At 51.5% G+C, this 25,207-nt stretch carries 24 protein-coding genes, 1 pseudogene and 1 riboswitch; of the genes and pseudogenes, 9 read left to right on the forward strand and 16 right to left on the reverse strand.

Features of this window, described 5'->3' with window-relative positions; all coding sequences use genetic code 11:
- The 4 genes from KEM39_RS01860 to KEM39_RS01875 all read right to left on the reverse strand — a co-directional run.
- On the reverse strand, positions 1 to 774 hold a 774-nt coding region (locus KEM39_RS01860), incomplete at its 3' end, for an ABC transporter substrate-binding protein (protein ID WP_211709527.1).
- Between the two features lie 57 nt (positions 775 to 831).
- Positions 832 to 2,697 carry a TonB-dependent receptor gene (locus tag KEM39_RS01865; RefSeq protein ID WP_211709528.1) on the reverse strand — a complete coding sequence of 622 codons (1,866 nt, stop codon included), beginning with the start codon at positions 2,695 to 2,697 and terminating at the stop codon, positions 832 to 834.
- A gap of 366 nt (positions 2,698 to 3,063) precedes the next feature.
- Positions 3,064 to 4,992: a molecular chaperone DnaK gene (dnaK, locus tag KEM39_RS01870; protein WP_118997714.1), complete on the reverse strand. Its 1,929-nt coding sequence runs from the start codon at positions 4,990 to 4,992 to the stop codon at positions 3,064 to 3,066.
- A gap of 207 nt (positions 4,993 to 5,199) precedes the next feature.
- Positions 5,200 to 5,472, reverse strand: a complete 273-nt coding sequence (locus KEM39_RS01875; RefSeq protein WP_002225570.1) for a hypothetical protein — start codon at positions 5,470 to 5,472, stop codon at positions 5,200 to 5,202.
- A gap of 187 nt (positions 5,473 to 5,659) precedes the next feature.
- Here KEM39_RS01875 and KEM39_RS01880 point away from each other — a divergent pair, with 187 nt between their 5' ends.
- The 4 genes from KEM39_RS01880 (at position 5,660) to ubiB (ending at position 8,986) form a co-directional block, all read left to right on the forward strand.
- On the forward strand, positions 5,660 to 6,346 hold the full coding sequence (locus KEM39_RS01880; RefSeq protein WP_002222885.1) for a S24 family peptidase: 687 nt from the start codon (positions 5,660 to 5,662) through the stop codon (positions 6,344 to 6,346).
- Between the two features lie 131 nt (positions 6,347 to 6,477).
- Positions 6,478 to 6,816, forward strand: a complete 339-nt coding sequence (gene erpA / locus KEM39_RS01885; protein WP_002219692.1) for an iron-sulfur cluster insertion protein ErpA — start codon at positions 6,478 to 6,480, stop codon at positions 6,814 to 6,816.
- 159 nt (positions 6,817 to 6,975) lie between these two features.
- The gene (locus KEM39_RS01890; RefSeq protein WP_002225568.1) at positions 6,976 to 7,440 is read left to right on the forward strand and encodes a hypothetical protein; all 465 of its coding nucleotides are present in this window, start codon (positions 6,976 to 6,978) and stop codon (positions 7,438 to 7,440) included.
- Positions 7,441 to 7,474: 34 nt separating this feature from the next.
- Complete coding sequence (gene ubiB / locus KEM39_RS01895; RefSeq protein WP_118997713.1) at positions 7,475 to 8,986, forward strand: ubiquinone biosynthesis regulatory protein kinase UbiB; 1,512 nt, start codon at positions 7,475 to 7,477, stop codon at positions 8,984 to 8,986.
- Positions 8,987 to 9,189: 203 nt separating this feature from the next.
- Here the strand turns inward: ubiB and cysE are convergent, their stop codons facing one another.
- On the reverse strand, positions 9,190 to 10,008 hold the full coding sequence (gene cysE / locus KEM39_RS01900; RefSeq protein ID WP_211709529.1) for a serine O-acetyltransferase: 819 nt from the start codon (positions 10,006 to 10,008) through the stop codon (positions 9,190 to 9,192).
- A gap of 182 nt (positions 10,009 to 10,190) precedes the next feature.
- On the opposite strand from cysE, the gene grpE reads away from it, so the two are divergent.
- Together grpE and KEM39_RS11950 are read left to right on the forward strand one after the other, a co-directional pair.
- Positions 10,191 to 10,769: a nucleotide exchange factor GrpE gene (gene grpE, locus KEM39_RS01905; protein ID WP_002214370.1), complete on the forward strand. Its 579-nt coding sequence runs from the start codon at positions 10,191 to 10,193 to the stop codon at positions 10,767 to 10,769.
- Positions 10,770 to 10,831: 62 nt separating this feature from the next.
- Positions 10,832 to 10,948: pseudogene (locus KEM39_RS11950) on the forward strand (IS5/IS1182 family transposase); the annotation flags it as partial.
- Positions 10,949 to 11,047: 99 nt separating this feature from the next.
- On the opposite strand, the gene nqrM reads toward KEM39_RS11950, so the two are convergent.
- The 11 genes from nqrM to KEM39_RS01960 form a co-directional block, all read right to left on the reverse strand.
- Entirely contained in the window at positions 11,048 to 11,263 is a 216-nt protein-coding gene (nqrM, locus tag KEM39_RS01910; RefSeq protein ID WP_002214367.1) for a (Na+)-NQR maturation NqrM, read from the reverse strand.
- 23 nt (positions 11,264 to 11,286) lie between these two features.
- The gene (locus KEM39_RS01915; RefSeq protein WP_107818511.1) at positions 11,287 to 12,342 is read right to left on the reverse strand and encodes an FAD:protein FMN transferase; all 1,056 of its coding nucleotides are present in this window, start codon (positions 12,340 to 12,342) and stop codon (positions 11,287 to 11,289) included.
- A 527-nt stretch (positions 12,343 to 12,869) separates the two neighbouring features.
- Entirely contained in the window at positions 12,870 to 14,087 is a 1,218-nt protein-coding gene (nqrF, locus tag KEM39_RS01920; RefSeq protein ID WP_003712484.1) for an NADH:ubiquinone reductase (Na(+)-transporting) subunit F, read from the reverse strand.
- 13 nt (positions 14,088 to 14,100) lie between these two features.
- Positions 14,101 to 14,694, reverse strand: coding sequence for an NADH:ubiquinone reductase (Na(+)-transporting) subunit E (gene nqrE / locus KEM39_RS01925; RefSeq protein WP_002223986.1), 594 nt, complete (start codon positions 14,692 to 14,694; stop codon positions 14,101 to 14,103).
- 3 nt (positions 14,695 to 14,697) lie between these two features.
- Positions 14,698 to 15,324 carry an NADH:ubiquinone reductase (Na(+)-transporting) subunit D gene (locus KEM39_RS01930; RefSeq protein ID WP_002214361.1) on the reverse strand — a complete coding sequence of 209 codons (627 nt, stop codon included), beginning with the start codon at positions 15,322 to 15,324 and terminating at the stop codon, positions 14,698 to 14,700.
- Positions 15,324 to 16,100, reverse strand: coding sequence for a Na(+)-translocating NADH-quinone reductase subunit C (locus tag KEM39_RS01935; protein WP_118997712.1), 777 nt, complete (start codon positions 16,098 to 16,100; stop codon positions 15,324 to 15,326). Before KEM39_RS01935 ends, KEM39_RS01930 begins: the two co-directional genes overlap by 1 nt.
- Positions 16,093 to 17,325, reverse strand: coding sequence for an NADH:ubiquinone reductase (Na(+)-transporting) subunit B (locus KEM39_RS01940; RefSeq protein WP_118997711.1), 1,233 nt, complete (start codon positions 17,323 to 17,325; stop codon positions 16,093 to 16,095). The genes KEM39_RS01935 and KEM39_RS01940 overlap by 8 nt, the downstream gene beginning before the upstream one ends.
- Positions 17,326 to 17,327: 2 nt before the next feature.
- On the reverse strand, positions 17,328 to 18,671 hold the full coding sequence (locus KEM39_RS01945) for a Na(+)-translocating NADH-quinone reductase subunit A (protein ID WP_118997710.1): 1,344 nt from the start codon (positions 18,669 to 18,671) through the stop codon (positions 17,328 to 17,330).
- A gap of 244 nt (positions 18,672 to 18,915) precedes the next feature.
- Positions 18,916 to 20,337, reverse strand: coding sequence for a sodium:proton antiporter (locus KEM39_RS01950; protein ID WP_118997709.1), 1,422 nt, complete (start codon positions 20,335 to 20,337; stop codon positions 18,916 to 18,918).
- Between the two features lie 358 nt (positions 20,338 to 20,695).
- The gene (locus KEM39_RS01955; RefSeq protein WP_118997707.1) at positions 20,696 to 21,055 is read right to left on the reverse strand and encodes a YbaN family protein; all 360 of its coding nucleotides are present in this window, start codon (positions 21,053 to 21,055) and stop codon (positions 20,696 to 20,698) included.
- Between the two features lie 101 nt (positions 21,056 to 21,156).
- Entirely contained in the window at positions 21,157 to 21,633 is a 477-nt protein-coding gene (locus KEM39_RS01960; protein WP_003753890.1) for an Lrp/AsnC family transcriptional regulator, read from the reverse strand.
- 202 nt (positions 21,634 to 21,835) lie between these two features.
- A riboswitch (glycine riboswitch) is annotated at positions 21,836 to 21,932 on the forward strand.
- A gap of 214 nt (positions 21,933 to 22,146) precedes the next feature.
- On the opposite strand from KEM39_RS01960, the gene gcvT reads away from it, so the two are divergent.
- From gcvT to hemA, 3 genes are all read left to right on the forward strand, one after another.
- Positions 22,147 to 23,247, forward strand: a complete 1,101-nt coding sequence (gene gcvT, locus KEM39_RS01965; RefSeq protein ID WP_003753893.1) for a glycine cleavage system aminomethyltransferase GcvT — start codon at positions 22,147 to 22,149, stop codon at positions 23,245 to 23,247.
- 161 nt (positions 23,248 to 23,408) lie between these two features.
- On the forward strand, positions 23,409 to 23,795 hold the full coding sequence (gcvH, locus tag KEM39_RS01970; protein ID WP_211709530.1) for a glycine cleavage system protein GcvH: 387 nt from the start codon (positions 23,409 to 23,411) through the stop codon (positions 23,793 to 23,795).
- 147 nt (positions 23,796 to 23,942) lie between these two features.
- Complete coding sequence (hemA, locus tag KEM39_RS01975; protein WP_211709531.1) at positions 23,943 to 25,190, forward strand: glutamyl-tRNA reductase; 1,248 nt, start codon at positions 23,943 to 23,945, stop codon at positions 25,188 to 25,190.
- Positions 25,191 to 25,207: the final 17 nt, after the last annotated feature.

Below are 25,207 nucleotides of genomic sequence, written 5' to 3' on the forward strand. Positions count from 1 at the left end.
GTTGGCGAGTATCCAGTTGAGCGCGTTTTTCAAATCCTGATGGAAGATGTCGAACTGTGCCTTGTGTGCGTGGAAATATTCTTCGTTGGCGATGATGCCCGCCATCGGAATCAGCGGTTTGGTGTCAAACGCCTGCCCCCATGCCTTCACCAAATCAAAGCCGCGCACGACGTTTACGCCCATGGTTTTGCCTTTGAGCATGCTGGCGGTTGCCATCGGTTCGGGCAGGATGGCGGCGTGGTAGTCCTTGCTCAAAAACAGCCCGACTGCTTCGGGCGGCGTGGCGGTGTAAGTGATGCCGACTTTGTGCGCGTCGATTTTCAGTTTTTTCAGCAAGGCTTGCAGCACGATGTCGGGCATGTCGTTTTTAAACGGCACGAGGATTTTTTTGCCGACCAAATCCTGCGGCGAGGCAATCGCGCTGCCTTTGCACATCAGCTGCGTGATGCCGTTGGTCAAAATATTGACCATACCGACTTTCTGCCCTTGGTTGCGCAGGTTTACGCCGACATTGCTCGGACTCATCATTACCTTAAATTGTCCGCTCGCCACGCCCGCGCGAAGCTGGTCGGGTGAACGCCAGATTTTCAGCGATACATCCGCCTGCTTCGCCAGCTTGCCCTGCAACGCCGCTACGGCAATGGTTACGCTGGGCATTGCCGGTGCGCCGTACACGGTAAATTGTTCTTTACCGGCTGCCAACAATGAAGGCGAAACCCCTGCGGCTGCCAGCGCGGCGGTCATTTTTAAGAAATCACGTCTTTTCATATCCATTTTTTATCTCCTAATTCTTAATAAGCCAATGCAGGCATTCTTTCAGACGGCATGATTTTAAAATGCCGCATGCAAACTCAGCCAATACGTCCTGCCCGGTGCATACACCACGCTTGGCGACAGGGCGAGGACGTGGTCGCCGCTGATGTGTTCGGCGTATTTTTTGTTGAACACGTTGTTCACGCCCAGGCGCAAGCCGTATTTGTCTTTGATGTTTACGCCTGCGTACACGTCGGCAACGGTAAAGCCTTTGGCGGCTTCGCGTTTGTCTATGCCCAGACCGCTTGCCATATCAAAATCGCCGCGCGTTTGTTTGGCGACAAAGCGTGCCGCCGCGCCGATGTTATAGCTGCCGTGGGCAAAGTAGTTTTTGTAGTCGGCTTGGACGGCGGCTTCAAACGGACGGATTTGATAGAGCGGCCTGCCGTCGGTTTCGTTGTGTCCGTAGTTGTAGGCGGCTTTGATGCCTGCCGCCCAGTGCGGATTGAAGTTGTAACGCGCGTAGGCCTGCGCGGTAAACAATCGCGCGTCCACGTTGCGTGTGATGATGCCGCCGCCTTTGGAAGCCGTGCCGCTTTGTCCGCGTGCGCGGTCAAAAATAATCAGGTCTTTGACTTTGTCCGCCACAAGCGTGCCGCCTACGTTCCAGCCCGCGCCTGCCAACGAGTTCATATAGTCGTTGTAGTAGTCGTTGCGGCTGTCGGCAGTGAGCTTAATGCGGTTGTGTTTTTCGGTTTTCAGCAGGGGATTGCCTGCGATGGTGGCAAGCGAGTTGAAGCGTTCGGTGTTGTCGCCGATGCGTTCCAAATGTGCGAGGGAAACGCTGTATTTTTGCGTTTCAGACGGCGTGAAATCGTATTTGAGTTCGCCCGACAAAGCATGACGGCGCACTTTGCCGTTGAAGTCGTAGCCATAATGGTTTTTCCAGATTTGTTGTGATGAGGGGAAGGGGGAACCGAGTTTTGTTGGGTTTTCAGGCTGTGCCGTATTTTTGCGAATATCCGCTTCGTTGAGTTCGTAGCTTAAGCCCAAGCCCAGTTTGTGTCGGTCGTCAAACTTGTAAGATAAGGTATCGGCAATGCGCCAGCGGTCGATGTGCACATCGGCGAAACGGTAGCCGTTGAGGAAGTCGCGCATGGGAGTGTGGGCGTTGCGCTCGCCGTTTTGGCTGTCGTTGCGGTAGTTGACGGCGGCCGTGTTGTGGAACTTGCCGAAATCTGCGTCGTGTTTGAGCGAGAAGTCGTACACTTTGCGGTCAAGTTCTACGAACACTTTCTGCTGCGTATTGTTTTGACGCAGGGAGTAATTGTCGGCGCGGCGTTTGAGTTTGATTACGGCTGCTTCCGCGCTGACCGTATTGCTCAAATCAGCATTGCCCCAACGCGCGTTGAGTTTGGCGATGTGGCGTTCGGTGTCCAATGCGTCGTTGACGAACTGCGGTTGGCGGTCGTCGTTGATGTCGTCGTGCAGATAAGTGAGGCGGTATTCTTGATTTTCAGATGGCACGAAACCGAGTACCAAAGCCTGATTGAAGCGGCTGTATTTCCAATCGGTGTCGCGCCCACCGCCATCTTTGTAGCCGTTTGCCTTGGTGTGATTGAGGTTGGCTACGCCGTAAACATTCGCCCCGCGTGCTTGCGCGGTAACGGAATTATAAAAACTTTTGCCGTAGAAGCCGCTGTTTGCTTTCAGCGGACGGAAGGCTTGGTCTATGTTTTCGGTAACAAAGTAATGATCGCTGCGGTCGGTGCGGTCGAATTGGTTTTCGGGGAAATAGCCTTGCGCTGCGGTCGGTGCAATCGGTTTGGGCGGGGAGAAGGTTTTGACGGATTGTATTTCTTCAGTATTTGCCAGTTGTTCTGCCCAAGATGGAGCAACGGAAAAAACGGTCATCAAAGCCCATAGGAGCGGATTCGGTTTCATTTTCCAGCCTTTGATAATAATAATTATTTATTATCCTATTAAAAATATTTTAAGTAAACAAGAAAATGATATAAAAACGCCTAGAGCATGATACATCGGTTGAAACTTGATTTTTGGAGCGTTTCGGCAGATTGATTTGGAACTGTTGCCATACTGTCGTTTTTGCAGCGGCTGATAAAAAAGGCTGTATTTTAATAATCCGTTGATTACAACTATTTGTCAGGGAAAAGAAAATTATTTTTTCGGTTGGGTAGAAACCTATCCTATTAAATACCTTGAAGCCGAGTATGCCTGTCGGCACTATATTAAAACACAGCCTAAAAAAGCGCGAACCAAACGGTTCGCGCTTTTTTCAGACGGCATTAATTATTTTTTGTCGTCTTTTACTTCGGTAAAGTCCGCATCGACCACGTCATCGTCTTTTTGGGATGATGCGTCCGCTTGTGCGCCCTCGCTGGTTTGGGCTTCGGCTTGCGCTTGAGCGTAAACCATTTCCCCCAATTTTTGGCTGGCTGCACCCAAAGCTTCGGCTTTGGCATCGATAGCGGCTTTGTCATCGCCTTTAACTGCTTCTTCAGCTTCTTTCAACGCAGCTTCGATTTTTTCTTTCTCGGCAGCGTCGAGTTTGTCGCCGTAGTCAGTCAGAGATTTTTTCACAGAGTGAATCAGGGCTTCGGCTTGGTTACGGGAAGCGACCAATTCAGTCAGTTTTTTATCTTCTTCAGCATTGGCTTCGGCATCTTTCACCATGCGTTCGATTTCTTCTTCGCTCAAGCCTGAAGAACCTTGGATGGTGATGTTGGCCGCTTTACCGGTGCCTTTGTCTTTGGCGGAAACGTGCAGGATGCCGTTGGCGTCGATGTCGAAGGTTACTTCGATTTGCGGCATACCGCGCGGTGCGGGTGCGATGTCGCCCAAGTTGAACTGACCCAAAGATTTGTTGGCAGAAGCGCGTTCGCGTTCGCCTTGCAGTACATGGATGGTTACTGCGCTTTGGTTGTCTTCGGCAGTAGAGAACACTTGAGACGCTTTAGTCGGAATGGTCGTGTTCTTTTGAATCAGCTTGGTCATCACGCCGCCCATGGTTTCGATACCCAAGGACAGAGGGGTTACGTCCAGCAGCAATACGTCGCTGCGGCCGCCGCTCAATACTTCGCCTTGGATCGCTGCGCCTACGGCAACGGCTTCGTCAGGGTTCACGTCTTTGCGCGGTTCTTTGCCGAAGAAGTCTTTAACGGCTTCTTGTACTTTCGGCATACGGGACTGACCGCCGACTAAAATTACGTCGTCGATGTCGCCGGTGCTCAAGCCGGCATCTTTCAATGCGGTGCGGCAAGGCTCGATAGAGCGGGCAATCAGGTCTTCAACCAGGCTCTCGAATTTGGCGCGGGTAATTTTCATTGCCAAGTGTTTCGGGCCGGTTGCGTCCATGGTGATGTACGGCAGGTTGATTTCGGTTTGCTGGCCGCTGGACAATTCGATTTTGGCTTTTTCGGCAGCTTCTTTCAGACGTTGCAGAGCCATTACGTCTTGTTTCAAATCAATGCCTTGTTCTTTTTTAAACTCGTCAATGATGTAGTCGATCAAGCGTTGGTCGAAGTCTTCGCCGCCTAAGAAAGTATCGCCGTTGGTAGCCAATACTTCAAATTGTTTGTCGCCGTCGAGATTGGCGATTTCGATGATGGAAATATCGAAAGTACCGCCACCCAAGTCATATACGGCTACTTTGCGGTCTTTGTTGTCGCCTTTGTCCATACCGAATGCCAAAGCGGCTGCGGTTGGTTCGTTGATGATGCGTTTTACGTCCAAACCGGCGATACGGCCCGCGTCTTTGGTGGCTTGGCGTTGGCTGTCGTTGAAGTAGGCCGGAACGGTAATCACGGCTTCGGTTACTTTTTCGCCCAAGTAAGCTTCGGCGGCTTCTTTCATTTTACGCAGGACTTCTGCGGAAATTTGAGGAGGAGACAGCTCTTTGCCTTGCGCTTTCACCCATGCGTCGCCGTTGTTGGCTTTAACGATTTCGAAAGGCATAGATTCGATGTCGCGTTGGACTTCTTTGTCTTCAAATTTGTGGCCGATCAGGCGTTTGGCGGCGTAAATGGTGTTTTTAGCGTTGGTTACGGCTTGGCGTTTGGCAGGCGCGCCGACGAGGATTTCGCCGCCGTCCAGATAAGCGATAACGGACGGCGTGGTGCGTGCGCCTTCTGCGTTTTCGATAACTTTGGTTTGACCGTTTTCGGAAATGGCCAAACAAGAGTTGGTTGTACCTAAGTCGATACCGATTACTTTTGCCATGTGGATACTCCTATTTGATTTTGCTTATTTTGAGAAATATGTTGGAACATTTTGTCCCGATGGGCTGTAAATAGGGCGGGCGGCGGGCTGTTTCAAGCTACAGCATGGTTATAAGTATATAACTTTATGAATATATTGGTTTTATATTTGATTTAATACATTTGGCTCCAATGCATTCAAGCATAATATTTCAAATGGCAGGCAGGTTTATTCATAGACGATGCCGGCGAGCATTTCCTGTTCGTTCAAGTTGCCGTACTCTTTTTCCCAGTCGTGTGAAGACTCGATGATGTCGCATTCTTTGGAAAGGGAGACTTGTTCTGCATCCATATCTTTGGCGTTCAGTATGTTGAATTGTTCGCACAGGGATGCGGATAAAGTGATGTCGGGCTGTTTGGCTTCAGAACGGTTTTCTTGGAAGGCAAAGCAGAATGCGGTAAATGCCGCAGTATAGATAAGATATTTGCCGGTTTTCTTCATTTTTCTATCCTTTTTCTGTCAATTTAGGATTAAACCTATGGAAAAATCTGAAAAATTATGTATTAAGTAAGAAAAATCATAATTTAAATTTAGTTTATCATAATTGTTCCGTTTTTTGGATAGCTAAGGTAAAATATATTTCATGTTTACTTTAGATGATTGAATGAAGGGGAGCGGAAGGGTATTTATGGAAACCTTTAAAGACAGACTGGTTTTTTTATGGAAAAGCGAAGCGAAGCAGGCAAAAATCGCATCCGATATTGAAATGACAATTGCGGGCTTCAGCAGGATATGGAATGAAGGCGGTCTGCCGAAGTCTGAAACATTAAAAAAAATCAAGCAGTTGAAGGGGTGTAGTATCGATTGGCTGTTGACCGGGGAGGGTAATCCGTTTCCAGATGAAGCCCCAAAAAAATCCCTTGCTTACGATACCTTGGGAAATGAAGTCGATACGGACGAGTTTGTCTTTGTGCCGAGATATGATATTCGGGCGGCTGCGGGATACGGGCAGTTTGTCGATCATGAGGAACCGGTATTTACAATGGCGTTCAGACGGCATTGGATTGAGAATTATGTTACCCGCGATACGAAAAACCTGTCTGTAATTTCCGTCAAGGGGGATTCTATGGAGGGGGTTTTGAATGACGGAGATTCGATTTTGGTCAATCATGGGGAAAATACGCCGAGGGACGGTCTGTATGTGTTGCGGATTAATGAAAATCTGCTGGTTAAACGTTTACAGATTGTACCGGGGGGGATTATCAATGTGATTTCTGCAAACGAGGCTTATCCTGCTTTTGAAATCAATTTGAACGACTTGACCGATGATGTGGAGATTATCGGGCGTGTCGAGTGGTTCGGCAGGACGATTTGAGTTTGGGGCTTGAAATTGCAGGCGGTCAAACTTATCTATTGGAACAATTCCTTTTTCAAAGGCGAAGCCTGCTTGCCTTTGAAGGGGGTTTGAGAGAGAATGCAGAAAATATTATATTAAGGAATAACACCATGTCGGATGAAAGCCCTATTATTTTTACTGACAGCTGCTGTGCCAAAGTTGCCGATTTGATTGCCGAAGAGAACAACCCCGATTTGAAATTACGGGTTTTTGTCAACGGCGGCGGCTGCTCGGGTTTCCAGTACGGATTTACTTTTGACGAAATCAAAAACGACGACGATTTTGAAATTGAGAAAAACGGTTTGGTCTTTTTGGTCGATCCGATGAGCTATCAGTATTTGGTCGGTGCGGAAATCGACTATACGGAAAGTTTGCAGGGTTCGCAATTCGTCATCCGCAATCCGAATGCGGAAACAACCTGCGGTTGCGGATCGTCGTTTTCCGTATGACCGCTTGGTTTGTGTGATGCCGTCTGAACGTTCAGACGGCATTTTTACTTTTGGAAAATATATTATCAGGATGAATTCACATATAATCCGATTGTTTGAAGATGAATCGGGTTTCCCGAAAGGAACGGGCGGAACGGTATCAGGCGTATTTGTTCCCTTATGATTGAGATGAGTAAAGATTACCGAAACGATTTGTACGATGTATATGTTTCTTACCCGCCCCAAGTGGATCGCGGGCTTATCCGGGAGTGCCTTAAGGAGAATCTCGGCGAGGAAAAGGCGGAAGGATTGATCGAATCGCTCGATTCCAAACCTCAAGTGCTGGTTGAGGAAAAATGCACTTGGGCGAAACGGGAAGAGTTGCACGATTATTTCAGCTATTTGGGTTTGGATATTATTACCCGGAGATATATGGAGTTGGAAACGGTTGTGCCGCCGGAGGAAGGGGAGGGCGAAGGAGAAGGCGCGGATGGGGAAATGCCCGAATATCTTGAACTTCACGGCGGACGGGAAGATGATATTTCCGCACCTTCGCAACCCGAACCGCCGTCCCGCAATATCAAACTGCTGGTTTTCGGGCTGCTGATTGCCTTTTTGGGCTATCTGCTCGGTAAGATTTTTTGATTGTTCGATAAATGCTGTATTCGGGATTTTATATATGAAATGGTTGAAACGCCTGACGGTTATTGTCGGGACTTTTTACCGCTATCGGCTGGCAGGTCTGTGTGCTTCGCTGATGGGTAGCGGTTGGATATGCGCTCTGCTGAAAATGATGCCGCAGTCGTCCAAATTGAAAAACGAACCGCCTGCCGTCCGTCTGCGCCTTGCCTTGGAAAGCCTGGGACCGATTTTCATCAAGTTCGGGCAGGTTTTGTCCACACGCCCCGATTTGATTCCGCACGATTACGCCGTCGAACTGGCAAAGCTGCAAGACAAAGTGCCGCCTTTTGACGCGCGGCTTTCGCGTGAACAAATCGAAAAATCGCTGGGCCAGCCCATCGAAAAGCTGTATGCGGAATTTGAAACCGAGCCCGTCGCCAGCGCGTCCATCGCCCAAGTACACAAAGCCCGCCTGCATTCGGGCGAACGAGTGGCGGTCAAAGTTTTGCGCCCCAACCTTTTGCCCCTTATCGAACAGGACTTGTCGCTGATGCGCTTCGGCGCGGCTTGGGTCGAACGCTTGTTTTCAGACGGCAGGCGTCTGAAGCCGCGCGAAGTGGTGGTGGAGTTCGACAAATACCTGCACGACGAGTTGGATTTGATGCGCGAAGCCGCCAATGCCGGACAGCTCGGACGTAATTTCCAAAACAGCAATATGCTGATTGTGCCCAAGGTGTTTTACGACTACTGCACCAGCGACGTGCTGACGATTGAATGGATGGACGGCACGCCGGTTGCCGACATCGCCAAACTCAAAGCAGACGGCATCGATTTGCACAAACTCGCCGATTACGGCGTGGAAATCTTCTTCACGCAAGTTTTCCGCGACGGTTTTTTCCACGCGGATATGCACCCCGGCAATATTCTGGTCGCCGCCGACAACCGCTACATCGCCCTTGATTTCGGCATCGTCGGCACGCTGACCGATTATGACAAACGTTATCTCGCCATCAATTTCCTCGCCTTTTTCAACCGCGATTACCGGCGCGTCGCCACCGCCCACATCGAATCGGGCTGGGTGCCTGCCGACACGCGTGCGGAAGAATTGGAAGCCGCCGTCCGCGCCGTGTGCGAACCGGTGTTCAACAAACCGATTTCGCAGATTTCCTTCGGCTTGGTGCTGATGCGCCTGTTTGAAGTCAGCCGCCGCTTCAATGTCGAAATCCAGCCGCAGCTGGTATTGCTGCAAAAAACGCTGCTCAACATCGAAGGCTTGGGCCGCCAACTCGATCCCGATTTGGACTTGTGGAAAACCGCCAAACCGTTTTTGGTGAAATGGATGAACGGGCAGGTCGGCCCCAAAGCCCTTTGGCGCAACCTCAAAAACGAAGCCCCCGACTGGGCGCAAATCATTCCTTCATTGCCGCGTAAAATCAGTGCGTTGATTGATGAAAACCGTCAGCAGGAAATGCGTGATGCCTATATTCATTTGGTCAAAGTGCAGCAGCGGCAAAGCCTGTGGCTGGCGGCAATCGCGTTTGTTTTGCTACTGATTCTGCTTTTGAAATAGGCTTTGTTTGAATCATTGCCCGATGCCGTCCGTTTATAAGGAAACCGGTTATTTCCGGTTGTGTGGGAATCGGGTGTATCGAATAAAAGGCATTTTGTCCGACTGACAAGTGCCGGTATCGGCGGCATATCAAGGTGCGGGCTTGAAGCGGGCAATGCCGTCTGGAGCCCGTTTGGCGTTTCAGACGGCATTGGTGCGGATATTCAAATCATAAAGTCGATTTCGGCAAACTGGATATTTTGATCCATATCCGCCGACGGGGTTTTGAGCGATCGCGCCACGGGTTTTGCGGGTACGCCGACAACCGTGATGGACGGCGGCACGTCTGAAACCACGACGCTGCCCGCGCCGATTTTGGCATTGCTGCCGATGCGGATATTGCCCAATATCGAGGCGTTTGCGCCGATCATTACGCCGTCGCCGATTTTGGGGTGGCGGTCGCCGCCTTCTTTGCCCGAACCGCCTAAGGTTACGCCGTGCAAAATCGAAATATTGTTGCCCAACACGGCGGTTTCTCCGGCAACAAAGCCGGTGGCGTGGTCGAGCATCAGCCCGTATCCGAAACGGGCGGCGGGATGGATGTCCACGCCGAATACTTCGGACATACGGTTTTGCAGGAAATATGCCAGCGTTTTGCGCCCGTCGAGATACAGCCGGTGGTTGATGCGGTGTGCCTGAATCGCGTGGAAGCCTTTGAAATATAAAAGCGGCAGCGAATATTCGTCGCAGGCGGGATCGCGTTCGTAGATGGCTTTTAAGTCTGCTTCGACGCATTTGCCGATTTGGGTGTCGCTGCCCAACGCCTGCTGGTAGATTTCAAACAGCGCGCGCACGTCCATAATCGGGCTGCCGAGTTTGCTGGAAAGGTGGTAGGCAAGGACGGAGCCGAGGGACTCGTGGCGCAACACGGTTTGGTGCAAAAAACTTGCCAGCATCGGTTCGACGGCGGCAGCGGCCGCGGTTTCTTCGCGGATGGTGTGCCAGAGGTCGAAACCGGTTGTGTTCAAATGGTTTTTTTTCATAATGGATGCCGTCTGAAAAGCATAAGGTCGGCGGTATCTTACCGTTTATATGGTTTTTGCGGTAGGGTATTCGGCGGCGGATGTGAAATTTCCTGCCTTTGCTTGAAGTTTCTTGAAAATGTCCTTATCTTGCGTGGGTAATAACCGGATTTTGATTTCCAATTTGTTTTAAGGGATATGATATGAGCGAACAGACACAGCAGCAAAACAGTGAAGAAGCGGTTGAAAATGTGGAGGCGGTGGAAACCGTCGAGACAGTAGGAAATGCGGACGGTGTGCAGGAACAGGCTGCCGCCGAGCCGGCTTATGAGGATTTGCAGGCGCGGATTGCCGAGCTGGAAGCGCAGTTGAAAGACGAGCAGCTGCGTGCTTTGGCAAACGAGCAAAACCTGCGCCGCCGCCATCAGCAGGAAATTGCCGATACGCACAAGTTCGCCGGACAGAAGTTTGCCGTGGAAATGCTGCCGGTCAAGGATTATCTGGAAATGGCGCTTTTGGATCAGAGCGGCAATTTCGATGCGCTGAAAATGGGCGTGCAGATGACTTTGAACGAGTTGCAGAAAGCATTTGATGCTACGCAAATCAAGGAAATCAACCCTAAAGCGGGCGACAAGCTCGATCCGAATATCCATCAGGCGATGCAGGCGGTGGCAAGCGAACAGGAACCCAATACCGTGGTGGGTGTGATGAAGAAGGGTTATACGCTGTCCGACCGCGTGTTGCGCCCGGCTATGGTTACGGTGGCACAGAAGGAAGCCTGAAGGCGTCTGGGGAATAATCTGATTTATTTCCTGAAGCGCGTTTTGCGTATAAACCGATCGAAGTAAAGCGGCAATGCCGTCCGAACCCGCCTGTCGGGCTTCAGACGGCATTTTATAGTGGATTAAATTTAAATCAGGACAAGGCGACGAAGCCGCAGACAGTACAAATAGTACGGAACCGATTCACTAGGTGCTTCAGCACCTTAGAGAATCGTTCTCTTTGAGCTAAGGCGAGGCAACGCTGTACTGGTTTAAATTTAATCCACTATATTTCGGCGTTAACGGTCAACCCGTATGCCGCCTGCCTGTTTTTCTTCATCCAGTTTCTTTTGCAGGGTGTCGCAAGGCGTGTCGCAGTCGCACATTTTTTTCATACCCAAGGCGGTAATGCCGCCGCAACTGCCTTTGATGGTGCGTTTGGAGAAAATATAGCCGACCGCCATACCGATGATGACGGTCAGGAAGATGCCGAAGGTGAGGAGCAGGGTTTTCATAGTGTTTCCCAATCGGTGTGTGTTTAACGGAGCAGTTTTTCAAATTCGGAAGACATGGCGGTGCGGTAGCCGCCTTTATCCCTGACAATCAGGAAAATGGCGAGTTTTTCGCGCTCTGCCAGCTTCAGGGCTTCGGTTTCTCCTAAAACAAATAATCCTGTGGACAAGCCGTCCGCCGTCATTGCACTGTCTGCGACCACGCTGATGGAGGCGAGGTTGTGGCTGATGGGGCGTTTGTTGTTCGGGTTGATGATGTGGGAGAGGCGTTTGCCGCTTTTATCGACGTGGAAAATACGGTAATCGCCGGAAGTGGCAAGCGAACGGTTGTTCAGCGGGACGATAATCTGCGTATTGCCGCCTTGGACGATATTGGGCTGTTCGATGCCGATGCGCCACGGTTCGCCGCGCGCGTTTTTGCCTTTGCCGTGCAACTCGCCGCCGATTTCGACCAGATAATTTTGAATGCCGTATTTTTCCAGTTCGCCCGCAACTTTATCAACGCCGAAGCCTTTGGCAATCGAAGATAAATCCAAATAGGCCTTGGGGTGGGTTTTGCTCAAGGAGGCGTAATCTTTGCCTTGTTTCAAAATGATTTTGTCTATGCCCGTATAAGATGCCGCCTGTTTGATTTGTTCCGGCGACGGTTCACGGGTAACGGATTTGTCGGGGCCGAATCCCCAAAGGTTGACCAAGGGGCCGACAGTTACGTCCAGCGCGCCGTGTGTCAGGCGGTTCAGGCGGACGGCCTCGGCGGTAACGTGTGCGAAGTCGCTTGAAATGCGGAGGGGCTTGCCGGCTGTGTGTTGGTTGAACCGGCTGATTTCGGAGTCGGGCTGATAGGTGGACATCTGCCGGTTGACTTCTTTAAGCGCGTCATCGATGCGCTTTTGTATTTCGGCAGGTGAGGGGAGTTTGTCCCGATTATTTGAAAGGTATTTGACGGTATAGGTCGTGCCCATCGTTTCGCCTTGCAGGGTAACGGTTTGCGCGGTTTGTTCCGAACAGGCGTTCAGGAAGATGAAACCCAGGGCAAATATCAAGGCGCGGATAAGGTTCGGCAGGCGTGTTTCAGACGGCATAGTGTTTGACGGTTTTGGCAAATGGCTTGAATTATATCGCAAAATGGCCGATATGTTTCTATGCCGATGCCGTCTGAAGGGTGTTCGGGCGGCATCGCCCGTCGTTTAGGTGGCGGTAATAAAAAACAAACCGGTGTTTTACAAACCGGTTTGTCAGGGTTTAATGGTCAGCGCGTCCTGCGTTGCCATTTGTTGTAGTAGTATTCGTAATCTTCATCACGACCGCCCGATTCAATCCAATCATCGTATTCGGGGCTGTTTTCAAAGCTGTCAGACATTATCCGTACCTCGCAAAATGAGTTTATCGATACTTTTTTAGTTATGGAATCAACCATAACTAAAAAGAAGTATACTTCTTTGCTTTTCCGCCAAAATATTTAACCGCACATCCGCCGCAGGGTAAAAATGGAAGTTCAACGATATTGATACGGGTATGGGCGGATGCCGTCTGAAGGGTGTTCGGACGGTATCGGATAAAAAAAAGGAAGAAACCGAGGTTTCTTCCTTTTGTGTTTGAAGCCGAATATTTAACCGCCGAAATCGTCCAAGAGGATGTTTTCGTCTTCCACGCCCAAGTCTTTGAGCATTTTGATGACGGACTGGTTCATAATCGGAGGGCCGCACATATAGAATTCGCAGTCTTCCGGTGCTTCGTGGTTTTTCAGATGGTTTTCGTAAACCACGTTGTGGATGAAGCCCGTGTAGCCGTCCCAGTTGTCTTCAGGCAGCGGGTCGGACAGGGCAACGTGCCATGTGAAGTTCGGGAACTCGGCTGCGAGTTGGTCGAAGTCTTCGACATAGAACATCTCGCGTTTGGAACGTGCGCCATACCAGAAGGTAATTTTGCGTTTGGAGTTCAAACGTTTCAACTGGTCGAAAATGTGGGAACGCATCGGAGCCATACCCGCACCGCCGCCGATAAATACCATTTCGGCATCGGTGTCTTTGGCGAAAAATTCGCCGAACGGGCCGGAAATCGTAACTTTGTCGCCGGGTTTGAGCGACCAGATGTAGGAAGACATTTGTCCCGGAGGCGCATCGGGTACGCGCGGGGGCGGCGTGGCGATACGCACGTTCAGCATAATGATGCCTTTTTCTTCAGGATACGAAGCCATAGAGTAGGCGCGCAAAATCGGTTCGTCCACTTTGGAAACGTATTGCCACAGATTGTATTTGTCCCAGTCTTCGTGATATTCCTTGGGAATGTCAAAGTCTTTGTAGGCAACGGTGTGCGGCGGGGCTTCGATTTGGATGTAGCCGCCGGCACGGAAGGGGACTTCTTCGCCTTCGGGAATGGCGAGCTTGAGTTCTTTAATGAACGTGGCTTTGTTGTCGTTGGAGATGACGGTGCATTCCCATTTTTTCACACCGAACACTTCTTCGGGTACTTCAATCTCCATATCGGTTTTGACGTTGACTTGGCACGACAGCCGGCAGCCTTCGCGCGCTTCGCGTTTGTTGATGTGGGACAGCTCGGTCGGCAGGATGTCGCCGCCGCCGCTTTTTACGACGACGCGGCACTGACCGCACGAACCGCCCCCGCCGCAGGCGGAGGGGATAAAGATGCCTTCGTTGGCAAGCGCGCCCAAGAGTTTGCCGCCGGCGGGCATCGTCAGCTCTTTTTCGCCGTTGACTTTGATGGTGATGTCGCCTTCGCTCACCAACTTGGATTTGGCAAACAGAATCATCAGTGCCAAAACCAAAACGATGACGGTAAACATCACAATACCTAAAATAATCTCCATACCGGTCCCTTTCTTATAACTGGATGCCGGAGAACGACATAAACGCCATCGCCATCAGGCCTGCGGCGATAAAGGTAATGCCCAAGCCTTTGAGGCCTTTGGGAGCGTCCGAATATTTCATTTTTTCGGTAATGCCCGCCAAAGCGACAATCGCCAACATCCAGCCCAGGCCTGCGCCGAAGCCGTACACGACGGACTCGCCGAAGTTGTATTCGCGTTGCGCCATAAACGATACGGCACCGAAAATCGCGCAGTTTACGGTAATCAGCGGCAGGTAGATACCCAATGCGTTGTAGAGGGCTGGGACGAATTTGTCCAAGAACATTTCCAAAATCTGTACCAAAGCGGCAATCACGCCGATGAAGGTGATGAATTTCAAAAAGGTCAAATCCACGCCTTCGACAATCGCGCCGTCTTTGAGCAGCGAGTAAACGAGTTGGTTGGCAGGGACGGACAGCCCGAGTACGAAAATTACCGCCACACCCAAACCGAATGCGGTGGATACTTTTTTGGATACCGCCAAAAACGTGCACATACCCAAAAAGAAGGATAGCGCCATATTTTCAATGAAGACGGATTTGATGAAGAGGCTCAAATAGTGTTCCATAGCTTATTCCTCCGCCTGTTCGGGTTTCCAGGTACGCAGACCCCAAATCAAAAAGCCGATGATGAAGAACGCGCTGGGGGCGAGCAGGAAGAGACCGTTGGTCTGATACCAGCCGCCGTCCTGCACAGTTTGGAAAACGGTGTAGCCCAAGAGCTTGCCCGAGCCGATCAGTTCGCGGACGGTGGCGACGACAAGCAGCATCATCCCGTAGCCCGCGCCGTTGCCGATGCCGTCGATCAGGCTTTCCAGCGGAGGCTCTTTCATCGCAAATGCTTCGGCGCGGCCCATCACGATACAGTTGGTAATAATCAGACCGACGAATACGGAAAGCTGTTTGGACAATTCGTAGGCAAATGCCTGCAAGAGTTGGTCGACCAGCGTAACCAGCGACGCGATAATCGCCATTTGCACGATGATGCGGATGCTGTTGGGGATGTAGTTGCGTACCAGCGAAATGAAGAAGCTGGAAAAACCGGTTACCAAAGCTACGGAAATACCCATCACGATGGCCGTCTGAAGTTTGGTGGTAACCGCCAAAGCCGAACAAATACCCAAAACCTGCAAGGCAATCGGGTTGTTGTCGATAAAGGGTGAAAACATTAAGTGTTTCAAGCGTTTCATATCAGCCATTATTGCGCTCCTGCTGATTTCAATTTGTTCAGGTAGGGGATATAGCCGTTTTCGCCAAACCAGTAGGCGAACGAACCTTGCACGCCTTTGGATGTCAGCGACGCGCCGGAGAGGGCATCTACGCCGTGTTCTTTGTCTGAACCCGCGCCTTTGCCGACGTGCAGGGCGAGTTTGCCTTGTCCGTCAAACAGTTTTTTGCCGACGAATTTTTGCTGCCACAACGGATTGCCGATTTCGCCGCCCAAGCCCGGGGTTTCGCCTTGTTCGTAGTAGGTAATGCCGTTGATGGTGTTGCCGTCGGGTTGAATGGCGACAAAGCCGTACATAACAGACCACAAACCGTTGCCGTGCATCGGCAGGATGATTTGCCCGATTTTGCCGTCTTCGCCTTTTACCAAGTAAACCTCGGTGTATTTGGCACGGCTTTTGATGCCTGCAAAATCGTCTTCGGGTTTGATGCGGATGCTTTGCGCGGGGTCTTTGCCTGCGATGCGCGCGCTGAAGTCTTTCGGCGCGTCTTTCACATATTCGCCGGTCGCCAAATCGACCACGCGTTGCTCGATACGCTCGGCAAAGGTTTTGCCGATGTCGGTGTCTTTATCCATCAAACCGGCCACGCTCAAAATATAGCCTTGTTTGTCTTGGAGTTTTTGTTTTTCTTGGATGGGTTTCAAGCCGACGACCGCACCGGCAACGATGACCGAGCAAATCAGGCTGACCGCCAACACGACAATCAGCGTGCCGCTGAAGCTGTCTTTATCGAATTTCTTAGCCATTGCTGCGCGCCTTTCTGCGTTTGATGTTTGCTTGTGCGACGAAATAGTCGAAAATCGGGGCAAACAGGTTGGCAAACAGAATCGCCAACATCATGCCTTCGGGGTAAGCGGGGTTGACCACGCGGATTAACACGCACATCACACCGATAAGCGCGCCGTACCACCATTTGCCGACATTGGTAAAGGAAGCGGAAACAGGGTCGGTCGCCATAAACAGCATACCGATGGCGAAGCCGCCGACGACCAGATGCCAGTACCAAGGCATAGCAAACATAGCGTTGGTGTCCGAACCGATGAAGTTGAACAGCGAAGACATGGCAATCATACCGATCATCACGCCGGCAATAATGCGCCAAGAAGCGATGCGGGCAAACACGATAAACGCGCCGCCGATTAAGAGTGCCAAAGTGGAGACTTCGCCGATGGAGCCGGGCAGTTTGCCGATAAACGCGTCCATCCAAGTGATGGTTTGACCGGTTACGGCGTTTTTCAGGCCGTCTGCACCGTGTGCCGCCCATTGCGCCAGCGCGGTTGCACCGGAATAGCCGTCAACCGCCGTCCAAACCGCATCGCCGCTCAGGTTGGCTGGGTAGGCGAAGAACAGGAAGGCGCGGCCTGCCAGCGCAGGGTTCATAAAGTTTTTACCCGTACCGCCGAATACCTCTTTTGCAACCACCACGCCGAAGGTAATGCCCAAAGCCGCCTGCCACAAAGGCAGCGTAGGCGGAACGATTAAGGCAAACAGAATCGAAGTCACGAAGAAACCTTCGTTGATTTCATGTTTGCGCACGGTGGCGAACAAGACTTCCCAAAAACCGCCGACGATAAATACGGTTGCGTAAATCGGCAGGAAGTAAATCGCGCCAAACAGCATTTTGCCCGACACGCCCGCTTCAGACGACATATTGATGCCCAAAGCGTTGGCAAGGGCGTAATGCCAGTCGTTGGCGATGCTTTGTTGCAGCAAATCGGGCGTTAACGCACCGAATGCCTGTACGCCGACGTTGTACATACCGAAGAACATGGCGGGGAACAAAGCCAGCCACACCAAAATCATCATGCGTTTGGAGTCGAGCGCGTCGCGGACGTGCGCCGCTTTGCGCGTTACCGCGCCGGATGTATAGAAAATCGTCGCCGCAGCTTCGTAGAGGGCATACCATTTTTCATGTTTGCCGCCCGGCAGGAAGTGCGGTTCGATTTTTTCAAGAAAATGTTTCAAGCCCATAATCAGCCTTCTTTCTCAATGGTTTCCAGCACCTTGCGCAACAGCGGGCCGTATTCGTATTTGCCCGGGCAGACGAAGCTGCACAAAGCGAGGTCTTCTTCGTCCAATTCCAAGCAACCCAAAGCCTGCGCACTGTCGGTGTCGCCGACGATTAAATCGCGCAAGAGCAGGGTAGGCAGGATATCCAAGGGCATCACGCGCTCGTAAGTGCCGATGGGAACCATGGCGCGGTCGCCGCCGTTGACGGCTGTCGTGAACTTGAAGAGTTTGTTTTTCAGGAAATGACCGAGGGTCGTACGCGTAATCGAGTATTTGTCCGGCTGCGGCGCAACCCAGCCGAACAGCTCTTTGCTGCGGCCTTCTTCGATAACGGAAATCTGATTGTGGTAGCGGCCGAGGTAATCGTGCGCGCCTTGTGCAATCGCGCCGTTCAATACCGAACCGGAAATCACGCGGTTGTCTGCGTCAACCAATTCGCCCGCAGTAATTTGCGATACTTTCGCACCCAAAACGGTACGCAAGAGGCGCGGTTTGTTGACTTGAGAACCACCCAAGGCAATCACGCGCCCGGTGTTCAGACGGCCTGTTGCAAACAAACGGCCAATGGCAATCACGTCTTGATAATTGATGGTCCAAACGGTTTTGTTCGCACCGACCGGCTCGATGAAATGAATGTGCGTGCCACTCAAACCGGCAGGATGCGGGCCGCCAAATTCATGTGTTTCAATGTTGGCGGCGTTTTCAGACGGCACGTCTGCGCCTGCTGCTTTACACACATGGATTTTATGTTCGGTCAGGCGGCTTAATACCAACAGACCGCGTTTGAAGTCTTCGGCGGCTTCTTTGATAACGACCACAGGGTCTGCCGCCAGCGGATTGGTGTCCATCGCATTGACGAAAACGGCGAACGGCTCGGCATCGACGGCAGGGGTTTTGCTGAACGGACGGGTACGCAGCGCGGTCCACAAACCGGATTGAATCAGATTGCGGCGCACTTCTTCGCCGCTCAATTTTGCCAAGGCATCGGGCGCGTAGCGTTCAAACTCGATTTCGTCATCGCCTTCAACGGCAATCACAACCGACTGAAGCACGCGCTTTTCGCCACGGTGAATTGCGGCGATTTTGCCTGAAGCCGGAGCAGTAAATACTACGCCCGGATTCTTTTTGTCTTCAAACAGCACTTGGCCTTTTTTGACGGCTTCGCCTTCCTTGATTTTCATCGAGGGGCGCATGCCGGCATATTCTTCGCCAAGCAACGCGACTTCGGTAATGGCCGGGCCGTCATAAATGACTTGCTCCGGTCTGCCCGCGATGGGCAGGTTTAGGCCTTTTTTGATTTTAATCATAGATTTGCATTACTTGTGATGGTTAAGGTAAAAACGGCGTGTTTTGATACGGTGTCGCGAGGCATCAAAAGCATTGAATAAATTAATGTAGCAAAGTGTTAGATTTTATCAGGAATTGTACCTGTTTGTCAGATTCGCCGCTTTTTTCCTTGCGGAAGCCGTTTTTAATTGTCGGAAGGGGAAAATATCGATTTGATTATGCTGAAATTTAAAATGCCGTCTGAATGTTCAGACGGCATAGCGTTTACAGCAGTTTGAAAACGAAAAAGATAAGGGTATGTACGATGAAGACGGGTATCAGGAAGGCGACCGACCACATCATATAGCCGAAGAAAGTCGGCATTGGTACGCCGCGCTGTTCGGCAATGGCTTTGACCATGAAGTTCGGCGCGTTGCCGATATAGGTCAGTGCGCCCATAAATACCGAACCCATAGAAACCGCCAGCAGGGTATGGAACAGGGGCCCCGTCATCAAGGCTTGGGCATCGCCGCCCGCCATATTGAAAAACACGAGATAAGTGGGCGCGTTATCCAAGAATGCCGACAATATGCCGCTCATCCAAAAATACATCGTATTAATCGGATGACCTGCCGTATCGTGAACCAGCGATACCACCCCACCCAGCGCGCCTGCCTCGCCTGCTTTCAGAATGCTCAGGACGGGGAAGATGGTGATGAAGATGCCGAGGAAGAGTTTACCCACTTCGGCGATGGGTTCAAAGTTGAATTCGTTGCCTGCGCGGACTTGTTTGGGCGTGATTGCCATAGATACGGCGGTCAATGCAATCAGGATGACATCGCGGACGAGGTTTTGCAGGGCGTAACGGCTGCCGAGGATTTCAAATCCCGGGTGTTCGGGTTTCCAAAGGCCGGACATTAGAACCGCGCTAACCACGCCCGCCAGCAGGAGGAAGTTCCATTTGCCGAAGATGGCGATTTTTTCGGGTTTTTCCTGTTGCGCCGGAGTATCTTGTGCAATGCTTTCCTGTTTGAAGAAACGGTTGTCGATGAAATAGAAGGCGGTCAACAGGACAGCGGTGCTGATCAGGACAGGGGCGAACATATGTTTGACCGTCCACATGAAATCTACGCCTTTGAGGAAGCCGAGGAAGAGTGGGGGGTCGCCCAAAGGGGTCAGACCGCCGCCGATGTTTGCAACCAAGAAAATGAAGAAGATGACGATGTGCACGCGGTGGACACGGTTTTGGTTGGCTTTCAGCAGCGGACGAATCATCAGCATTGCCGCGCCAGTCGTTCCCATGATAGAGGCAAGTGCCGTGCCGACGGCAAGCAGGGCGGTGTTGAGCTTGGGTGTGCCGTTCAAGTCGCCCCAAACCAAAATGCCGCCTGAAATGGTGTACAGGGCAAGCAGCAGCAGGATGAAGGGGATGTATTCTTCAACGAGTGCGTGTGCGACGGTATGGATACCGGCGGACGCGCCAAAAACCAAACTGAACGGGATGAGGAACAGCAATGTCCAAAAGGCGGTGATTTTGCCGTAATGGTGATGCCAGGTATGCGAAAAAAACAAGGGACCCAATGCGATAGACAGCAAAATCAGGGCAAAGGGCAGACCCCACAGCAGGTTTAGGTTTGCGCCGTCCAAATCTGCGGCGTAAACCGATGCCGGGAAAAGCATTAGTGAAAACAGGGGTAGGTGGCGCATCGTGTTTCCTCGATTCAAGCGCTGCCTTGCGCGGCGCACGGGAGTGATACAGGCTTCGTGCCGCCCGGACATAGGCGGACTGTGCTGCCTGTTTGTTTTTGAAAAAAGTTTTCCGATTGATTGTAAAGTAAATAATCAGGATAAACCAGTTTCCCAAACCGGAAGGCGGCGGGAAGGCGGATTGCCGTGCTTGGGAATATATGTTCTTTTTGATAAATAATTTTATTTAAAACAAATAAATATATGTCTTTAATAAATAATCTATCGAAAATGAAAAATGAATTTATTTTAACATATATTTGCAATGAAACAGGTTTGCCCCACCCGTTTGTTTGCCCTTATCCCTTTCAGACGGCATTCAAGATTCGGGCCTGCGCCACATCCATATGGCGACAAGGGAACAAAAAACCGATGAAACCGTCCCGACCCACCAGCGTTGGGGAAACTGCCAAAACATCATCAGACAGGATGCGGTCATCATACTGATGGCGAAAATCTTGGCTTTGCGCGGCACTGCGCCGTTTTGTTCCCAGTTATGAACCATCGGACCGAAATAGCGGTGCCAGTGCAGCCAGCGGTGAAAACGCGGGGATGCCTTTGCCCAGCAGGCGGCGGAGAGCAGTACGAACGGCGTGGTCGGCAACAGCGGCAAAAAAATGCCGATGATACCCAACAGCAGGGAAATGCAGCCGCAAATAATCAATAGATAACGTATCATTTTCCAATCCGGTCTTTATCGGAGACAAACAGGTATTGTAAGAATCCCGCCCATTTCTATCCGCCGTGCCGGTAGGGAAAATGGGGAGGAAGGTCTTATTCCTACAACAGATGGTTGAGTGGTAGGGATGTGGTATGTTTGATTTCTTTTAAAACGAAACTTGATTGGGCATCCTGTACGCCGTGGTGGGATAAAAGAGTGTCAAGAACGAAATGGGAGAACGCGCTCATGTCGGTAAAAAATGCTTGAAGCAGGTAGTCGGTCTCTCCCGTCAGCGCGAAGCAGCTCAAAACTTCCGGCCATTTTCGAACCGATGCGGCAAAATCTTCCCGCGCGTCTTTTGCTTTGCTGATGGAAACGCGGATAAATGCCTGAAGTCCCAAGTTGACAGATTCCGGAGACAGCAGCGCGGCATATTGGCGGACGATGCCGGCATCTTCCAACTGCTTCAGACGGCGCAGGCACGGAGAAGGCGAAAGTGCGACACGTTCGGACAGTTCGACATTGGTCAGCCTGCCGTTTTCCTGGAGAACCTGTAAGATTTTAATATCGGTTTTGTCTAAAGTGAGTTGGGGCATATTTGCGTTCCGTTTTAAGGAATTCGGATTGTCTGTCCGTATGTTTGCGGCAATCCGCGTAGATGGAGACCATATTAACATATAAAAAGTTATACCGTCATCCGGGACAAATTTTATTTTCGGAAAATCATGTGAAAACAGAGGCGGTCGGTTTGCATCTCTTTAAGACGGCTTGCCCAAACCGCCGATTCAAGACATAATCGGGAAATGTGCAGGAGAGAGCTACACCCGATTACGCGTAGCCGCCGAAGGCGCAGATGCCCTTAAATCGCTCAGGCAACAGGGACTGCACATTGAAATAAAACATCTGGAGAGCGGCGTTTCCCAAAGATACGCCCACCGAAGGGGAGAAGGCCGTCTGAACCACCATTCAGACAACCGCGCAAAGCAGTGAGCAGACTGGTTTGCCATCATGCGGATACGGCCGAAAATCTCAGGTTCAAGGACAGATAGGGTCATCCGCGCACAGGTGCGCGGGCGGCATCTGAACAAAAAATCCGGAGAAACTTGAGAATGACTACTCTGAAAACCACCCCATTTCATCAAGCCCATCAAGATGCAGGCGCGAAGCTGGTAGATTTTGCTGGCTGGGAGCTGCCCATCCATTATGGTTCGCAAATCGCCGAACACGAAGCCGTGCGCACCGACGCCGGTATGTTTGACGTATCCCATATGCTTGTTACCGACGTAGCAGGCGCAAATGCCAAAGCCTTTTTCCGCAAATTGATTGCCAACGATGTCGCCAAGCTCGCTTTTGTCGGCAAAGCCCTTTATTCCGCTTTGCTCAACGACAACGGCGGCGTGATTGACGACTTGATCGTTTACCGCACCAATGAAGCTGAAACCCAATATCGCATCGTGTCCAACGGCGCGACCCGCGAAAAAGACACGGCGCAATTCCACAAAGTCGGACAAGAGTTCGGCGTTGCCTTCAATCCGCGCTACGACCTCGGCATGCTCGCCGTACAAGGCCCGAAAGCCATCGAGAAACTCCTGACCGTCAAACCCGAATGGGCAGATGTCGTCCGCAACCTCAAACCGTTCCAAGGCGCGGATTTGGGCAACGACTGGTTTGTCGCCCGTACAGGCTATACCGGAGAAGACGGCGTCGAAGTGATTCTGCCGAGTACTGAAGCCGTCGCATTCTTCAAAGCCCTGCAAGCAGCAGGCGTACAGCCTTGCGGCCTCGGCGCGCGCGATACCCTGCGCATGGAAGCCGGTATGAACCTCTACGGCAACGATATGGACGACGACACCAGCCCGCTCGAAGCAGGTATGGGTTGGACGGTTGATTTGAAAGACGAAAGCCGCGATTTCGTCGGCAAAGCCGCCTTGCTGGCATTGAAAGAAAAAGGCGTTACCGTCAAACAGGTCGGCCTGTTGCTCGACAAAGGCGGCATCCTGCGCGCGCATATGGAAGTGTTGACCGACAAAGGCAAAGGCGAAACCACCAGCGGCGTATTCTCTCCAAGCCTGAAACAATCCATCGCCATCGCCCGCGTGCCGAAAGACTTTGACGGCGATACCGCCAAAGTGCTGATTCGCGGCAAAGAAGTGGACGTACGCGTACTGAAGCTGCCGTTCGTCCGCAACGGTCAGAAACAGTTTAATTGATGCGGTTTCAGACGGCATTTTCATTTCATATGCCGTCTGAAAGCAGGTTTTAATTGTTGTCCGATACGGACGTTTGTAGAAAGCCTTGAACAAGGTATCTGTGGATATTGATTCATATAGATGCCGTCTGAAAATAACCCCTACCAATGGAGAATCAAACCATGAGCAACAACATCCCGGCCGAACTGAAATACGTTGCCAGCCACGAATGGCTGCGCCTTGAAGAAGACGGTACCATCACCGTCGGCATTACCCATCACGCGCAAGAGCTGTTGGGCGACATCGTGTTTGTCGAGCTGCCAGAAGTCGGCGCAAACCTGGCTGCCGAAGAGCAAGCCGGTGTGGTCGAGTCTGTGAAAGCAGCGTCCGACGTGTACGCGCCGATTGCGGGCGAAGTCGTTGCCGTCAACGATGACTTGCCCGGCGCACCTGAAACTGCCAACAGCGATCCTTACGGCGCAGGCTGGTTCTTCAAAATCAAACCTGCCAATCCTGCCGACTACGACGGTCTTTTGACTGCCGAACAATACGCGGGCGAAGTGGACTAAATCCCTATCCTGATAATAGGATGCCTGATTTAAGGAACTGCACCTTCAGACGGCATTTCTGCGGTCGGAGGTGCAGTTTTTTGTCCGTGTTTTAAGGAAGCAGTTAGGCTATAATAACGGTCTATATCCATCTTCACCGATTTTTTCATGCAACTTACCGCTGTCGGACTCAATCATCAAACCGCACCTTTAAGCATACGGGAAAAGCTGGCGTTTGCCGCTGCCTGCCTGCCCGAAGCCGTCCGCAATCTTGCCCGAAGCAATGCGGCAACGGAGGCGGTAATCCTTTCTACCTGCAACCGCACCGAGCTTTACTGCGTCGGTGATTCGGAAGAAATTATCCGATGGCTTGCCGATTACCACAGTTTGCCGATTGAAGAAATCCGTCCGTATCTGTACACGCTGGATATGCAGGAGACTGTGCGCCATGCTTTCCGCGTCGCCTGCGGGCTGGATTCGATGGTGTTGGGCGAGCCGCAGATTTTAGGACAGATTAAGGATGCGGTCAGGGTTGCTCAAGAGCAGGAAAGTATGGGTAAGAAACTCAATGCCCTGTTCCAAAAAACCTTTTCTGTTGCTAAAGAGGTCCGTACCGATACTGCCGTCGGCGAAAACTCGGTTTCCATGGCTTCCGCTTCCGTCAAATTGGCGGAACAGATTTTTCCCGACATCGGCGATTTGAATGTCTTGTTTATCGGCGCAGGCGAAATGATTGAGCTGGTTGCTACTTATTTTGCTGCTAAAAACCCCAGATTGATGACGGTTGCCAACCGGACGCTGGCGCGCGCACAGGAGTTGTGCGACAAGCTCGGTGTTAACTCCGAACCGTGTCTGCTATCCGATCTGCCTGCCATTCTGCACGATTACGACGTGGTGGTTTCTTCGACGGCGAGCCAGCTTCCCATTGTCGGCAAAGGTATGGTGGAGCGCGCATTGAAACAAAGGCAGAGTATGCCGTTGTTCATGCTTGATTTGGCAGTGCCGCGCGACATTGAGGCGGAAGTCGGCGATTTGAATGATGCCTATCTTTATACTGTGGACGATATGGTCAATATCGTCCAAAGCGGCAAGGAGGCAAGGCAGAAGGCCGCCGCCGCCGCCGAAACGCTGGTGTCTGAGAAGGTTGCCGAATTTGTCAGGCAGCAGCAGGGCAGGCAGAGCGTCCCCTTGATTAAAGCCTTGCGGGACGAGGGCGAGAAAGCGCGCAAGCAGGTGTTGGAAAATGCGATGAAACAGCTTGCCAAAGGCGCAACGGCAGAAGAGGTTTTGGAACGGCTGTCCGTCCAACTGACCAACAAGCTGCTGCATTCGCCGACCCAAACCTTGAATAAGGCGGGGGAAGAAGATAAGGATTTGGTTCATGCCGTCGCGCAGATTTATCATTTGGACAAATAACGGTGCGCCGGAAAAGG

Origin of the sequence: Neisseria sp. Marseille-Q1983 (genome assembly GCF_018224585.1) — a bacterium.
Lineage (GTDB): Bacteria > Pseudomonadota > Gammaproteobacteria > Burkholderiales > Neisseriaceae > Neisseria > Neisseria polysaccharea.